Genomic DNA, 15381 nt, shown 5'->3' with positions numbered 1-15381 from the left:
GGTTCAGCCCTTCAATTCCTTCAAATGCTTGTACACCGTCGCCCGGCCCATGTTCAGCACATTGGCCACGTAGTTCGAGGCGCTTTTGCCCTTGAACGCGCCTTCGGCGTGCAACGCCAGCACCAGTTCACGCTTGTGGTCGCGGGTCAGCAGATTCAGGCTCAACTGGCGCTCACGCAGCCAGGCGTGGAGGAAGGTGTTGATCCGCTCCTGCCAGTCATCGCGAAACAGTGCATCCGGTTGCGGGATCAGCTTGGTCGGCGACAGGAACAGGTCCAAGGCGGCCTTGGCATTCTCGAACAGCGAAATATTCAGGTTGATGCACAACACCGCCAGCGGATGACCTTCGCTGTCCCGTAGCACCGTGCTGAGGCTGCGAATCTTCTGACCATCCCAATTGAGCTTTTCGTACGGCCCGATGTTTCGTTCGCTGACATCGTCGCTGAGCATGTCTTCCAGCGCCGAGTCGTCGCCGATTTCCCGCTTGGACAGGTTGTTGGCGATGTAGTCGACCTTTTGCGTGCGCAGGTCGTGCAGCACCACTTCGGCGTGGGGGAAAAACAACGTGGCGATGGCGTCGGCTATCGCGTGGAAGTTATCCAGGGACGTGTCGTCCAGGGCCGAGTCTTTTTCGGGGGCGTTCATACAGTGGAACTCCAGGCAGCGTCAGCGCCCCATCAAAGGGGCGCTGAAAGTGTGCCGTAATCGTGTGGACACGTCACCTGAGGATCAGGATCAGCCGAGGCGGGCAGGGGAGAGCATTTCGGCATTCAGGCCGAAACGGCCGAGCGACTCGGGCAACGCCGCACCACGCACCAGTGCCGCGCTGGCCTGGCCCATGGCCGGCGAAGTCTGGATGCCATAACCGCCTTGTGCCGCGACCCAGAACAGCCCCGCTACCTGTGGGTCGAAGCCGGACAACAGGTCGCCGTCGCTGACGAAGCTGCGCAGGCCAGCCCAGGTGCGTGTCGGGCGGCGAATGGTCAGGGTCGTGGCTTCTTCGATCTGGTAGATGCCCATGGCGATGTCCAGCTCTTCGGGCTGCACGTCGTGGGGTTCCACCGGGTCGGCGTTGGCCGGCGAGCCGAGGAACATCCCGGCGTCGGGTTTCATGTAGAAGGACTCGTCGAGGCTGACCAGCATCGGCCAATGGTGGATGTCCACGCCTTCGGGGCCGGCGAAGATGAACGCGGCACGGCGTTTGGGTTGCAGGCCCAGCGGTTTGGCGCCGGCCAGTTCGCCGATCTTGTCGGCCCAGGCGCCGGCGGCGTTGATGATGATTGGCGCGCTGAACGTCTGGCTGTTGGTCTGAACGTGCCATACACCTTGGCCGTCGCGGCTCAGGCCGACGACTTCGCTGTCGGTATGCACTTCGCCCTGGTTGCGGCGGATACCGCGCAAATAGCCCTGGTGCAGGGCGTCGGTGTCGATGTCGCTGGCGGTCGGGTCGTAGATGGCGCCGTGGACCTTTTCCCGGCGCAGGATCGGCACCAGCGCGCAGGCCTCGTCGGCGCCGAGCAATTGCATCTCCGGCACCGTGGTTTTTGCGCTCTGGTATTGCCTGTTCAGTTCGTCCGGGTCGCCGGTCAAGTCCACGGTCATTTCGCCCCGCGGGGTCAGCAGCGGGTGTTCGCAGAAACCGCTGGGCGGGTTGTCGAAAAAGTCCCGGCTGGCCAGGGTCAGCGCCCGCACTTGCGGGGTGCCGTAGGCCGCGGTGTACAGCGCCGCCGAACGGCCGGTGGAGTGATAGGCCGGATGGGATTCGCGTTCGAGCACGATCACGCGGCCGTGCTGCGACAACCAGAAGCCTGTGGAAGCACCGGCAATTCCGCCGCCGATGATGATGAAATCTGCCTGGCTCATGAACGTCTCCTGATGGGGCGTAAGTGCCTATGGTGAAGAAATTTTCTGTGGGAGCGAGTGGTGGTGTCAGGGCTGCAGGCGATAGATCGCATTGGCCAGCGCAATGTCTTCCAGGCCCAGGCCGATGGAGCGGAAAAACACGTGACGGTCGTAGTCGGGGCGCTGCACCTTCTCGCTGAGTAGGTCGGGCAGGTCGCCAACAATCGCGCCCTTGTCCCAGCCGTGCCGTTCGGCGGCGATCAGCATTTCGCCGGCCGAGCCCGGGGTAGTCAGGCGATAGTCACAGAACACCTGCATGTCGTTGAGGCTCTGCGGCGGCACTTCGTGGGCACGCGGCGCATTGGTGCTGATGGAGGTGATCAACGCCGGTTTGCGCAAGCTCGATGGATCGATCACCGGACCGGCGGACGAGGTGCAGAGCATGATCACGTCGGCGTCCTGAACGGCAGCTTCGCGACTATCGACGATGTTCAGGCGTGGCTCGATGTTTTTCAGCAGGCTCACGGTTTCGGCATCTTCGCTCAAGCTCGGCGAGTACAGGCAGATGCTCTGCCAGTCGCGCAGGCCTTTCACGTAGTGCAGGTGCGCCTGGGCCACTTTACCGCTACCGATGATGGCCAGGCGATTGGCTGTGAGTGGCGCGAGGGCGTCGACCGCCACGGCGGTGGTGGCCGCCGTGCGCGCGGTGGTCAGTTCTCCGGCATCGCACAGCAACAGCGGCTGGCCGGTCTGCATCGACATCAGCAGCGTCCATGCAGTCACCAGCGGCCCCTGCTCACGGACGATGTACGGTGACGTCTTGATCCCGTACACGCCGTCTTCAGCCAACACGCCCAGGTAGTTGATGAAATCGCCGGCGCCCTGTGGAAACTCCACCAGTTGCTGCGCCGGTTGTACGGCCTGCCCAGCGGCCAGCTCGCGGAACAGTTTGCGCAGGATCTGCGGTACATCGACCTGCGCCAGTAGCTCGCGAGCCTGGGCTTGGGGGATCACTTGGGGCGTGCTGGACATGGTCGGCTCCGGAGTTGGAATTAAACTAATTTGTCTATTATGGACTTTTAGTTATCGCGAGCAAGCTCCTGTTGAAAAAAAGCCGGGCGAAAAAAAAGCGCAGTCCGTTTCCGGCTGCGCTTGTCTTTTCAGCGTCGCTTAATGAGGACGCTTGCGTTCAACGGCCCGCAACAGATGCGTCGGTGGCGTTTCACAGCTGATCTTGCGCCCCAGCTTTTCCTCGATGGACGGTAGCTGGTAAGAGTCGTCTTCACCGGCAAAGCTGATGGACACACCGTCGGCACCCGCACGACCGGTACGACCGATGCGGTGCACGTAGTCGTCCGGCACTTCCGGCAGGGTGAAGTTGATCACGTGGCTGATGCCGTCGATGTGGATACCACGACCGGCCACATCGGTGGCGACCAGTACGCGGATCTTGCCTTCGCGGAAGCCTTCGAGGGTCTTGATGCGCTTGTGCTGCGGCACGTCGCCGGACAGTTGCGCGGCGTTGATGCCGTCGCGCACCAGGCGTTCTTCGATGCGCCGTACTTCATCCTTGCGGTTGGCGAAGACAATGACCCGCTCCCAACCATTGTCGTTGACCAGGTTGTAGAGCAGTTTGTACTTGTCGGCACCGGCCACCGCGTAGATGTGCTGCTCGACGTTTTCGTTGGCAACGTTCTGCGACTCGATCTCGACGATCGACGGATCGGTGGTCCATTGCTTGGCCAGGTTCATCACGTCTTCAGTGAAGGTCGCGGAGAACAGCAGCGTCTGGCGCTCGGACTTCGGCGGCGTCTGGCGAATGATCTGGCGCACTTGCGGGATGAAGCCCATGTCGAGCATGCGGTCTGCTTCGTCCAGCACCATCACTTCGACCATGTCCAGATGCACGTCGCCGCGCTGGTTGAAGTCCAGCAGGCGGCCCGGCGTGGCCACGAGGATGTCGCAGTGGCGGGCTTCGAGGTGCTTGAGCTGCTTGTCGAAGTCCATGCCACCGACGAACGTCATGACGTTGAGGCCGGTGTACTTGGTCAGGTCGGCGGCGTCCTTGGCGATCTGCACCACCAGTTCGCGGGTCGGCGCGATGATCAGTGCCCTTGGCTCACCCATGTAGCGCTCTTTCGGCGGCGGGGTTTGCAGCAACTGGGTGATGATCGAGATCAGGAACGCAGCGGTCTTGCCGGTACCGGTCTGGGCGCGGCCGATGGCGTCTTTGCCCGCGAGGGTGAAGCCCAGCACCTGTGCCTGGATCGGCGTGCAATACGGGAAGCCCAGATCCTGGATGGCGTGCATCAGTTCAGGGGCGAGTTTGAAATCGTGGAAGCGGGTCTTGCCTTCCTGGGGTTCGACGACGAAGTCTTCGAGTTTCCATGGGATGACCGGTGCCTTGGGCTTGGGTTCACGGCGCGGTTTGGCGGGTTTCGGCGTGTCGCTGCGCGGCTGCTCCGGGGCTGTGATCGCCGCAGGCTGGGCGTCTTCTACGGTTTTCGGCTCGTGCTTGGGTGCAGTCGTGGTGGCGGTCCGTTCAGACTGATTGCCGTCGGTGCGGTGGCCGGGAGCGTGAGACGGAGCGCTGGGGACTGGCGCGAGTTGCTCAGTCTCGCTTTTACCGAACATTTTCTTGAGTGCTTTGAGCACGGTCATCTCATCAATTGGTTAAGGAATGTACGCCGGGCAGTGTAATGCAAGAATCGGGCGCGGCGTAGTGGGATGGATCAAAGGGCGCTTTTAAACAGAAATGCTTAACGCAAGCGCTCGGCGAGCCAGACGCCGATGTCGCGAATTTCTTCGGGTAACACTTCGTGACCCATTGGGTATTCCTGCCATGTCACGGTGACACCACGCAGCTTCAAATGCTCGTAGGCGCTGCGCCCCATCGAGTTCTGCACCACATCGTCGTACTGGCCGTGCAGGCACAGCACTGGAATGCGCTGCTGGCTGGCGGACATTTCCAGTTGGTCACTGAAAGTCGGTGCATAAGTGGAGAGGGCGAGTACGCCACCCAGTGGTCCCTGCCATTTCAGAAACGCGGTGTGGAGCACCACCGCACCACCCTGTGAAAAACCTGCCAGGAAAATCCGCGAGGCGTCTATTCCGCTGGCCTTCTGCGTTTCGATCAGTTCGATGATCCAGTTGGCAGATTCTTCCAATTGCTCGCGGTTGATCGCGCGCGCGGGGCTCATGGCCAATATGTCGTACCAGCTCGGCATCTCGTATCCGCCATTGATGGTGACGGCGCGGCTCGGCGCCTGGGGCAAAACAAAGCGGGTGCTCAACAGGGTTTCCTGCAGGGCTTCGGCCACTGGCAGGAAGTCGTAGCGATCGGCACCCAGGCCGTGCAGCCAGATAACGCAGGCATCTGCGGTCTTGACGGGTTCAAGAATCAAGGGGTTGGTCATGGCTGCTCCAAAATTGTGCGTGCGCTCTCATTGAGTGCTAAGGCTGAGTGCGTGTCTGGTTGATCAGTTACGAAGATGTCGCAAGGTTACAAGTTTTGCTATTGACCTGCAGCTGAACCGCTTCGGAGAGCAGTGTGGTACGGGCTTTGCTATGGCGAAGTCTGTATGAAAAATCCCACGCCTGTCGGTAACACTATCAGGCCAAGGTTATTAGTGGGATTGAAAAGAATCCGGTGATGGATGTTCGCCAAAGGCCGATATGGGGCTTCGCGAACGTGAAAGGGCTACAGCCCGTTCGGCCGACTGGTGAGAGTGAGTTTTCCATGACGTGGATTTTCTCCTACTAGACTCATAGCTAACGTCTTACGTCGGTTGACCCCCAAAACAAGCCAACACGGGTCGACTACGCCTCAAAAGGGTGCGACAGGACTCACGCTCCGACACAACAAGAGCAAAACTGGAGGTTTGAATGAAGATGTTGAAATCCACCCTGGCTATCGTGACTGCAGCCGCAGTACTCGGTGTCAGCGGGTTTGCCCAGGCGGGCGCAACCCTGGATGCAGTGATGAAGAAAGGTTTCGTGCAGTGTGGCGTCAGCGATGGCTTGCCAGGCTTCTCGGTTCCGGATTCCACCGGCAAGATCGTGGGTATCGATGCTGACTACTGCCGTGCAGTAGCGGCGGCAGTCTTCGGCGACGCGACCAAGGTCAAGTTCAGCCAGTTGAACGCCAAGGAGCGCTTCACCGCGCTGCAGTCCGGCGAAATCGACATTCTGTCGCGCAACACCACCATGACCAGCTCCCGTGACGCGGGCATGGGCCTGAAATTCCCGGGCTTCATTACCTACTACGACGGTATCGGCTTCCTGGTAAACAACAAGCTGGGCGTCAAGAGCGCCAAGGAACTGGACGGTGCAACCATCTGCATCCAGGCCGGTACTACTACCGAGCTGAACGTTTCCGATTACTTCCGCGGCAACGGCCTGAAATACACCCCGATCACCTTCGACACCTCCGACGAAAGCGCCAAGTCGCTGGAATCCGGTCGTTGCGACGTACTGACCTCCGACAAATCCCAGCTGTTCGCCCAGCGCAGCAAGCTGGCTTCGCCGAAGGACTACGTGGTTCTGCCGGAAACCATTTCCAAGGAGCCTCTGGGCCCGGTCGTGCGTAATGGCGACGACGAGTGGCTGGCCATCGTGCGCTGGACTGGCTACGCCATGCTCAACGCTGAAGAGGCCGGCATCACTTCGAAGAACGTCGAAGCCGAAGCCAAGGGCACCAAGAACCCTGACGTTGCCCGTCTGCTGGGTACCGACGGTGAATACGGCAAAGACCTGAAAGTGAAGAAAGACTGGGTCGTGCAGATCATCAAGCAAGTCGGCAACTACGGCGAAGTGTTCGAGAAAAACCTCGGCAAGAGCACTCCGCTGGAAATCGACCGCGGGCTGAACGCTCTGTGGAACGCTGGCGGCATTCAATACGCACCACCAGTGCGCTGATGGTTCTATCACCCGGTGGGCCAACCACCGGGTGATGTTCTGTTCCATTATTTCCGGGGCACTTCATGCAAAATTCAATCGGCGCACCAAAGCAGAGGCTCAGCCTCAGCGATCCACGCGTGCGTGCTTGGGTATTCCAGATCATCACGATTATCGCGGTGGTCTCGCTGGGCTGGTATCTGTTCGATAACACCCAGACCAACCTGCAACACCGGGGCATTACCTCCGGTTTCGACTTTCTGGAGCGCAGTGCCGGTTTCGGCATCGCTCAACACCTGATCGACTACACCGAAGCGGACACATACGCCCGGGTGTTTGTCATTGGTCTGCTCAACACCTTGCTGGTGACCTTCATCGGCGTGATCCTGGCGACGATCCTGGGTTTCATCGTGGGTGTGGCGCGGCTGTCGAAGAACTGGATCATCGCCAAGCTGGCGACGGTGTATGTGGAAGTCTTCCGCAACATTCCGCCGCTGCTGCAGATCCTGTTCTGGTACTTCGCGGTGTTCCTGACCATGCCGGGGCCGCGCAACAGTCATAACTTCGGCGACACCTTCTTCGTCAGCAGCCGTGGCCTGAACATGCCGGCCGCGTTGATGGCGGACGGCTTCTGGCCGTTTGTGACCAGCGTTGTAGTCGCCATAGTCGCCATCGTGCTGATGAGCCGCTGGGCCACCAAGCGCTTCGAAGCCACCGGTGTGCCGTTCCACAAGTTCTGGGTTGGCCTGGCGATGTTCCTGGTCATCCCTGCGCTGTGTGCGCTGATTTTCGGTGCACCGGTGCACTGGGAAATGCCGAAGCTGCAAGGCTTCAACTTCGTCGGCGGCTGGGTGTTGATCCCGGAACTGCTGGCGCTGACGCTGGCTTTGACCGTGTACACCGCGGCGTTCATCGCCGAGATCGTGCGCTCTGGCATCAAGTCGGTCAGCCACGGCCAGACCGAAGCGGCGCATTCCCTCGGCCTGCGCAACGGTCCGACCCTGCGCAAGGTGATCATCCCGCAAGCCCTGCGCGTGATCATCCCGCCGCTGACCAGCCAATACCTGAACCTGGCGAAGAACTCCTCGCTGGCGGCCGGTATCGGTTATCCGGAAATGGTCTCGCTGTTTGCCGGGACCGTGCTCAACCAGACCGGCCAGGCGATCGAGGTGATTGCCATCACCATGAGCGTGTACCTGGCGATCAGTATCAGCATTTCCCTGCTGATGAACTGGTACAACAAGCGCATTGCGCTGATCGAGCGGTAAGGAAAAGCGCATGAGTACTCATACTTTCAAACCCGACATGCCACCGCCGGCCAAGGTCTTCGGCCCGATGGCGTGGATGCGCGCGAACATGTTCTCCAGCTGGCTCAACACCCTGCTGACCCTGTTTGCGTTCTACCTCATCTACCTGGTGGTACCGCCGATCCTGCAGTGGGCGATCCTTGACGCCAACTGGGTCGGCACCAGCCAGGCCGACTGCACGAAGGAGGGCGCCTGCTGGGTGTTCATCCAACAGCGCTTCGGCCAGTTCATGTACGGCTACTACCCGCCGGTACTGCGCTGGCGCGTGGACCTGACGGTGTGGCTGGCGATTGTCGGCGTGGCGCCGTTGTTCATCTCGCGCTTTCACCATAAGGCGGTGTACGGGCTGAGCTTCCTGGTGCTGTACCCGATCATTGCCTGGTGTCTGCTGCATGGCGGCGTATTGGGTCTGGACGCCGTGGCGACCAGCCAGTGGGGCGGCCTGATGCTGACCCTGGTGATTGCCACCGTCGGCATCGCCGGTGCGTTGCCACTGGGGATCGTCCTGGCGCTGGGCCGTCGTTCGAACATGCCGGCGATTCGCGTGGTCTGCGTGACCTTCATCGAGTTCTGGCGCGGCGTGCCATTGATCACGGTGCTGTTCATGTCCTCGGTGATGCTGCCGTTGTTCCTGCCGGAAGGCATGAACTTCGACAAGCTGCTGCGGGCGCTGATCGGCGTGATCCTGTTCCAGTCGGCCTACGTGGCCGAAGTGGTGCGCGGTGGTCTGCAAGCAATTCCCAAGGGACAGTACGAAGCGGCGGCGGCGATGGGCCTGGGTTACTGGCGCAGCATGGGTCTGGTGATTCTGCCGCAGGCCCTGAAACTGGTGATCCCCGGCATCGTCAACACCTTCATTGCGCTGTTCAAGGATACGAGCCTGGTGATCATCATCGGCCTGTTCGACCTGCTCAACAGCGTCAAGCAAGCCGCCGCCGACCCGAAATGGCTGGGCATGGCCACCGAAGGCTATGTGTTCGCCGCCCTGGTGTTCTGGATTTTCTGTTTTGGTATGTCGCGCTATTCCATGCATCTGGAACGCAAGCTCGACACTGGCCACAAGCGCTAAGTCGCTACCTAATTTAGGAAGTTTTGTGATGAGCGAAGCAATCAAACAGCCTGTGAGCCCTGAAGGCATTATTCAGATGCAGGGCGTGAACAAGTGGTACGGTCAGTTTCACGTACTCAAGGACATCAACCTCAACGTCAAGCAGGGCGAGCGTATCGTGCTGTGCGGCCCGTCGGGTTCCGGAAAGTCCACCACCATCCGCTGCCTCAACCGTCTGGAAGAGCACCAGCAGGGCCGCATCGTGGTCGATGGCGTGGAGCTGACCAACGACCTCAAGCAGATCGAAGCGATCCGCCGTGAAGTCGGCATGGTGTTCCAGCACTTCAACCTGTTCCCGCACCTGACCATCTTGCAGAACTGCACCCTGGCGCCGATGTGGGTGCGCAAGATGCCCAAGCGCAAGGCCGAGGAAATTGCCATGCACTACCTGGAACGCGTACGCATTCCGGAGCAGGCGCACAAGTACCCGGGGCAACTGTCCGGCGGTCAGCAACAGCGTGTGGCGATCGCTCGCGCGCTGTGCATGAAGCCGAAGATCATGCTGTTCGACGAACCGACGTCGGCACTCGACCCGGAGATGGTGAAAGAGGTACTGGACACCATGATCGGCCTGGCCGAAGACGGCATGACCATGCTCTGCGTGACCCATGAAATGGGCTTCGCGCGCACCGTGGCCAACCGCGTGATCTTCATGGACAAGGGCGAAATCGTCGAACAGGCTGCGCCGAACGACTTCTTCGACAAGCCGCAGAACGAGCGCACCAAGCTGTTCCTGAGCCAGATCCTGCATTGATCAACCCCAGGCACTGAAATAAACCCGGACTGAGTTCCGGGTTTATTTTTGCCTGCGGAAAACTCATACCCCTGTAGGAGCGAGCTTGCTCGCGATGGACTGGAGAGCGCTGCGGGGTGCCTGCCAACCAGCGTTATCGTTGACGACCATCGCGAGCAAGCTCGCTCCTACAGGGGGAGGGCTGTTGCCGTTCTGGGATATGTTGACTAACATGTCAGAAAATTCATCCTATGATTGGATGACAGGGCGAATTCCATGTCAGAAATTTCTCCATTAGTGAAACGATCCCTGGTCGATCAGGCCCTGGATCAGTTGCGCCAGCGCATCAACCAGGGCACCTGGGTCGTGGGCCAGCGCTTGCCCACCGAGCCCGAGTTGTCCGCCGAGCTGGGCATCAGTCGCAACACCGTGCGCGAAGCCATGCGCGTGTTGGCGTTTTCCGGGTTGATCGAAATCCGTCAGGGCGACGGCAGTTACCTGCGGGCGGTGGTCGATCCGCTCGATACGTTGAAGGCGCTGTCCCGTTGTTCTCTTGATCAGGCCCGGGAAACCCGGCACATCCTCGAAGTCGAGGCCATTGGCCTGGCGGCAGTGCGCCGAACCGATGAAGATCTGGTGGCTTTGCGCGAGGCCCTGAGTGTCAGCGGCAGCCACTATCACGGCGATCTCGACACCTACATCGCCTGCGACCTGGTGTTTCACCGCCGGTTGGTGGACGCCGCACACAACCCGACCCTCAGCGAGTTGTATCGCTATTTCTCCAGCGTCGTCGGCGCCCAATTGCGCCAGATCCTGAACATCGTCCCGCGCCGTCAGGAAGTGTTCGACCTGCACATCGCGTTGCTCGATGCCGTCGAGCAACGCGACCCGGAACGAGCCAAAGCCCTGTCGAGGCAGTTGATCAATGAACCTTGAAACCGAGAAGTCCATGCACCGCAGTGAGTTATCCACAGCCCTCAAACGTTCGGCCGAGCTGGAAGAGTTGCTGATCGATGCCGAGGCCGATGACGAACAGGTCCAGCAAGCTCACCCGGTTCTGCACCGGCCCTGGCTGTTGCTGCTGGGCCTGATTCTGGTGGCGCTGAACCTGCGCCCGGCGCTGTCGAGCATGGCGCCGATGCTCAGCGAGGTCTCGAAGTCCCTTGGCTTGTCGGCGTCCGCGGCGGGGTTGCTGACCACGTTGCCGGTGCTTTGCCTTGGCCTGTTTGCGCCGTTGGCACCCGTGCTGGCGCGGCGATTTGGTGCGGAGCAGGTGGTGCTGGGCATTCTTCTGACCCTGGCGGGCGGGATCATCCTGCGCAGTTCGTTCGGTGAAATCGGTCTGTTTGCCGGCAGTGTGCTGGCCGGTGCCAGCATCGGCGTGATTGGCGTGTTGCTGCCGGGCATCGTCAAGCGCGACTTCCCGAAACAGGCCGGGACCATGACCGGTGTCTACACCATGGCCCTGTGCCTGGGCGCGGCGATGGCGGCGGGTGCGACCGTGCCGTTGAGTGAACACTTCGACAAGAATTGGGCGATGGGCCTCGGCTTCTGGGTTATTCCGGCATTAGCGGCGGCGCTGTTCTGGTTGCCGCAAGTCGGCCAGAAACACGGCGCGCACAACGTCGCCTACCGGGTTCGCGGATTGCTGCGCGATCCGCTGGCCTGGCAAGTGACCTTGTACATGGGCCTGCAATCGTCCCTGGCCTACATCGTGTTCGGCTGGTTGCCGTCGATCCTGATCGGGCGCGGCCTGACCCCGACCCAGGCCGGTCTGGTGCTGTCGGGTTCGGTGATCGTTCAACTGGTCAGCTCCCTCGCCGCGCCATGGCTGGCGACGCGCGGCAAGGATCAGCGCCTGGCGATTGTGATCGTGATGGCCCTGACCCTCGGCGGTCTGTTCGGTTGCCTGTACGCCCCGATTGAAGGTCTGTGGGGCTGGGCGATTGTGCTGGGGCTGGGGCAGGGCGCCGCGTTCAGCCTGGCATTGACCCTGATCGTGCTGCGCTCGCGGGACTCCCACGTTGCGGCGAACCTGTCGAGCATGGCCCAGGGCTTCGGTTACACCCTGGCGTCCATGGGGCCGTTTGCGGTCGGCATCGTGCATGACTGGACCGGCGGCTGGACGGCCGTGGGCTGGATCTTCGGTGTCATCGGCCTTGGTGCGATCCTCGCCGGCCTGGGGGCCGGACGTGCGTTGTACGTGCAGGTCGAAAGCGAAAAGGTCTGATTCCCGCACACTGTCGGTATTCGTCTTGCGAATGCCGATAGTGTTCGACCCATTTGCAGACTATCGTGCAGGCAATCTTTCGATACCCATTGCACAACAGGGAGTCTGCCCATGAGTGAAGTCCACAGCGCCTTGATCACCCGTTTCTACCAGGCCTTCCAGCGTCTCGACGGTGAGGCGATGGCTGCCTGCTACACCGATGACGTGGTGTTCAGTGACCCGGCGTTCGGCGAGCTTCGTGGTCGTGATGCTGGCGATATGTGGTGCATGCTCACCACCCGCGCCAAGGATTTCTCCCTGACCTTCGATCATGTCCGTGCCGATGATCGTATCGGTAGCGCCCATTGGGTCGCGACCTATCTGTTCAGCCAGACTGGCAATACCGTGGTCAATGACATTCAGGCACGCTTTGTCTTTCGCGATGGCAAGATCTGCGAGCATCACGACAGTTTCGACCTGTGGACATGGTCACGTCAGGCCCTGGGTTTCAAAGGCCTGCTGCTGGGCTGGACGCCACTTGTTCGCAACGCCGTTCGCTCACAGGCCCTGAAGGGGCTGAAGGCATTCCAGGCCAGTCGCTGATAAGATTGCGGCTTGTTTTCCTTCAAGCCCTGATCGTTACGTGACCACCCTCAGCGAAAGCCTTGTCGACGCCGACACCCCCGCGAGCAAAACCTGGTTCGTCTACCTCGTTCGCGCGGCCAACGGTTCGCTCTATTGTGGGATCAGCGATGATCCCGTGCGTCGCTTCGCCAAGCATCAAAGCGGCAAGGGCGCGCGATTCTTTCTTTCCAGCCCGGCCATGGCCCTGGTCTACACCGAACGCTGTCGCGACAAAAGCGATGCGTTGCGTCAGGAGCGGCTGATCAAGAAACTCAAGAAGAGCGCCAAGGAATGCCTGGTGGCGAGTGCAGCGAGCACAGCCCCTGGCTTATCACTCTGACTGATCGGTTCCCATCAGGCAGATCTGTAGGCTGCCAGGTGATTGCGCGCTAAGCTGCGGACTCCTGATCCTTGCGGCGGAGCCGAGCATGTCCGAGTTGATTCTGCATCATTACCCGACGTCCCCCTTTGCCGAGAAGGCCCGCCTGCTGCTGGGCTTCAAGGGCTTGTCCTGGCGCTCGGTGAAGATCTCGCCAGTGATGCCAAAACCGGATCTCACGGCGTTGACCGGTGGCTATCGCAAGACACCGGTGTTGCAGGTCGGTGCCGATATCTATTGCGACACGGCATTGATTGCCCGGCGACTGGAGCAGGAAAAGGCCTTGCCGGCGTTCTTCCCGGAAGGTCAGGAAATGATCGCTGCGTCCTTTGCCGCCTGGGCTGATTCGGTGGTGTTCCAGCATGCGGTGAGCCTGGTGTTCCAGCCGGAATCGATTGCCGTGCGTTTCGGTAATTTACCGCAGGAAGCGATCAAGGCGTTTCTGGCCGACCGCGCCGGTTTGTTCAGTGGTGGTAGCGCGACAAAATTGTCTACCGAACAGGCGAAGCATCAGTGGCCGACGATCATGTCGCGTCTGGAGCTGCAGTTGCAGCGCGAGGAGGGTGACTACCTGTTTGGCGAGCCGTCGATTGCCGACTTCGCCCTGGCTCATTGCCTCTGGTTCCTCAAGGCCACGCCGGTGACGGCTCCGCTGGTCGAAGCTTATCCGGCAGTCAATGCATGGCATGCGCGGGTATTGGGCTTCGGTCATGGCGCATCCAGCGAGATGAGTTCCGAGGAGGCTCTGGCAGTGGCGCGCACGTCCACGCCAGCGGCTTTGCCGGATGAGCAATTCGTCGATCCCAACGGGTTCACGGCGGGTCAGCAGGTGGTCATCGCGGCCACGGACTACGGTGTTGATCCGGTGGCGGGGGAATTACTGTTTGCCGGCCGCGAAGAACTGATTGTACGGCGAGAGGACGAACGCGGCGGTGTGGTGCATGTGCACTTCCCGCGGTTTGGTTTCCGGATCGAAGCCTGCTGAAAAAAAACCTTGTGGGAGCGAGCTTGCTCGCGATGGCGGACTGACATTCAACAAAATTGTTGGCTGTGTTGGCCTCATCGCGAGCAAGCTGAACTGGTCAAGTAATCCCGGACACCGGTTACGGTGTTTATGCCGCTTTTTGCTCCATGGCTATTGGCGACAGATAGTTGTTGTAGCTGTGGAGCCTGGTGCGGTTGTAGTACATGAAGAAGCGCACCATATCGGTTTTGGCTTCCTCGATCTTGCTGTAGCCACTACGAGGCACCCATTCTGATTTCAGCGTGCCGAAAAATCGCTCTGTTGGAGCGTTGTCCCAGCACTGCCCGCGATGGCTCATGCTTTGCAATATGTCACGACGCTTCAGTTCTTCTTGAAACTTGCGGCTGGTGTACTGACAACCCTGATCCGAGTGAAACATCAGCCCCGCAGGGCACGTTCGAACCTCTGTCGCCATGCGTAGCGCCTTGCTGACCAAGTTGGCGTCATTGACCAGCGAAAATGCCCAACCGATGACCCAGCGAGCAAACAAGTCGATGACGATGGCCAGATGAACCCAGCGTTTGCCCACCATCAGACTGGTCACGTCGCCACACCAGACCTGATCGACTGCAGCCGGTTTGAAGTTGCGCTTGAGCCGATTGGGCGCGACAAATGCTTCCACTCCCTTGGATCTGAATGGGTGCGGCTGGCGTTGTTTACTGACAATGTTGGCCTCCCTCATCAGCGCTCGGACAAGGCCTCTTCCAACTGCAATGTTTTGGGACTTCAGGCCCTTGCTGATCATTCTGGAGCCCATGGCTTCGCGGCTTTCGCTGTGCAGTTCAACCACTTTGAGCTTGAGCTCTTCGCGCCTGATCCGCGGTTGGGTTCGCCGCTGAAGCCACTCATAAAAACTGCTGCGCTTCACATTGAAAACACGACACACGACGGCCGTCGGGAACGACTCTCTTAGTTCCGCAATCATCGAAAACGATCGGGATCCGACATCAAGAGAGCGGTAGCCTTTTTTAAGATCTCGGCTTCCATCTCCATGCGCTTGATCTTGGCCTTTAGTTCCTGGATCTGGCGCTGATCTTCGGTAATCGCCTTGGTGCCTTTGACTGGCTGCCCCTCGCGCTCCTTGCGAACCTGATCGACCCAACGCCGTAAAGCGGTGGGCCCGATATCCAGCGATGCACAAACGTCTGGAACCGGGCAGTTATCATCAAGCACCATGCTGGCAGCATGCAGCTTGAACTCGCGGGTATAGACCTTTCTTTCGTTCATGGAACCTCCAAGTTGGCGAAATCATATCGCCC

16 protein-coding genes are annotated in these 15381 nt (G+C 60.2%); 9 read left to right on the top strand and 7 right to left on the bottom strand.

The features are described 5' to 3' along the window. Positions 1-3: 3 nt before the first annotated feature. The 5 genes from PSJE_RS12355 to PSJE_RS12335 form a co-directional block, all read right to left on the bottom strand. A complete protein-coding gene (locus PSJE_RS12355; RefSeq protein ID WP_007972668.1) occupies positions 4-645 on the bottom strand; it encodes a helix-turn-helix transcriptional regulator in 642 nt (213 codons plus the stop codon). 90 nt (positions 646-735) lie between these two features. Then, positions 736-1863, bottom strand: a complete 1128-nt coding sequence (locus PSJE_RS12350) for an NAD(P)/FAD-dependent oxidoreductase (RefSeq protein WP_090457579.1) — start codon at positions 1861-1863, stop codon at positions 736-738. Positions 1864-1929: 66 nt separating this feature from the next. Continuing rightward, positions 1930-2874, bottom strand: a complete 945-nt coding sequence (locus tag PSJE_RS12345) for an ornithine cyclodeaminase family protein (protein ID WP_090457578.1) — start codon at positions 2872-2874, stop codon at positions 1930-1932. Positions 2875-3012: 138 nt separating this feature from the next. Then, complete coding sequence (gene rhlB / locus PSJE_RS12340; protein WP_090457577.1) at positions 3013-4503, bottom strand: ATP-dependent RNA helicase RhlB; 1491 nt, start codon at positions 4501-4503, stop codon at positions 3013-3015. A 98-nt stretch (positions 4504-4601) separates the two neighbouring features. Continuing rightward, the gene (locus tag PSJE_RS12335) at positions 4602-5258 is read right to left on the bottom strand and encodes an alpha/beta hydrolase (protein ID WP_057713399.1); all 657 of its coding nucleotides are present in this window, start codon (positions 5256-5258) and stop codon (positions 4602-4604) included. Positions 5259-5727: 469 nt separating this feature from the next. Between PSJE_RS12335 and PSJE_RS12330 the strand changes: the two genes are divergently transcribed. The 9 genes from PSJE_RS12330 to PSJE_RS12290 all read left to right on the top strand — a co-directional run bounded on the left by PSJE_RS12330 (position 5728) and on the right by PSJE_RS12290 (position 14083). Beyond that, positions 5728-6759: an amino acid ABC transporter substrate-binding protein gene (locus PSJE_RS12330; RefSeq protein WP_008018591.1), complete on the top strand. Its 1032-nt coding sequence runs from the start codon at positions 5728-5730 to the stop codon at positions 6757-6759. A gap of 65 nt (positions 6760-6824) precedes the next feature. Then, positions 6825-8006: an amino acid ABC transporter permease gene (locus tag PSJE_RS12325; protein ID WP_090457576.1), complete on the top strand. Its 1182-nt coding sequence runs from the start codon at positions 6825-6827 to the stop codon at positions 8004-8006. Between the two features lie 10 nt (positions 8007-8016). After that, complete coding sequence (locus PSJE_RS12320; RefSeq protein ID WP_057713401.1) at positions 8017-9114, top strand: amino acid ABC transporter permease; 1098 nt, start codon at positions 8017-8019, stop codon at positions 9112-9114. 28 nt (positions 9115-9142) lie between these two features. Beyond that, positions 9143-9907 carry an amino acid ABC transporter ATP-binding protein gene (locus PSJE_RS12315; RefSeq protein ID WP_007989979.1) on the top strand — a complete coding sequence of 255 codons (765 nt, stop codon included), beginning with the start codon at positions 9143-9145 and terminating at the stop codon, positions 9905-9907. Between the two features lie 255 nt (positions 9908-10162). Beyond that, positions 10163-10822: a FadR/GntR family transcriptional regulator gene (locus PSJE_RS12310; protein ID WP_090457574.1), complete on the top strand. Its 660-nt coding sequence runs from the start codon at positions 10163-10165 to the stop codon at positions 10820-10822. Beyond that, positions 10812-12116: a CynX/NimT family MFS transporter gene (locus PSJE_RS12305; protein ID WP_090457572.1), complete on the top strand. Its 1305-nt coding sequence runs from the start codon at positions 10812-10814 to the stop codon at positions 12114-12116. Before PSJE_RS12310 ends, PSJE_RS12305 begins: the two co-directional genes overlap by 11 nt. 111 nt (positions 12117-12227) lie before the next feature. After that, entirely contained in the window at positions 12228-12698 is a 471-nt protein-coding gene (locus PSJE_RS12300; protein ID WP_057713404.1) for a nuclear transport factor 2 family protein, read from the top strand. 40 nt (positions 12699-12738) lie between these two features. Then, positions 12739-13059: a GIY-YIG nuclease family protein gene (locus tag PSJE_RS12295; RefSeq protein WP_090457571.1), complete on the top strand. Its 321-nt coding sequence runs from the start codon at positions 12739-12741 to the stop codon at positions 13057-13059. 88 nt (positions 13060-13147) lie between these two features. Next, on the top strand, positions 13148-14083 hold the full coding sequence (locus PSJE_RS12290) for a glutathione S-transferase family protein (RefSeq protein ID WP_090457569.1): 936 nt from the start codon (positions 13148-13150) through the stop codon (positions 14081-14083). 127 nt (positions 14084-14210) lie between these two features. On the opposite strand, the gene PSJE_RS12285 is transcribed toward PSJE_RS12290, so the two are convergent. Beyond that, a complete protein-coding gene (locus tag PSJE_RS12285; RefSeq protein ID WP_235863952.1) occupies positions 14211-15047 on the bottom strand; it encodes an IS3 family transposase in 837 nt (278 codons plus the stop codon). Beyond that, entirely contained in the window at positions 15044-15349 is a 306-nt protein-coding gene (locus tag PSJE_RS31615; protein WP_008047186.1) for an IS3 family transposase, read from the bottom strand. Before PSJE_RS31615 ends, PSJE_RS12285 begins: the two co-directional genes overlap by 4 nt. Between the last annotated feature and the right edge of the window lie 32 nt (positions 15350-15381).

Origin of the sequence: Pseudomonas jessenii (genome assembly GCF_002236115.1) — a bacterium.
In the GTDB taxonomy this organism is placed as follows: Bacteria; Pseudomonadota; Gammaproteobacteria; order Pseudomonadales; family Pseudomonadaceae; genus Aquipseudomonas; species Aquipseudomonas jessenii.
Note: the sequence above shows the minus strand (reverse complement) of the source record. Positions and strands in the feature narration are given on the sequence as shown.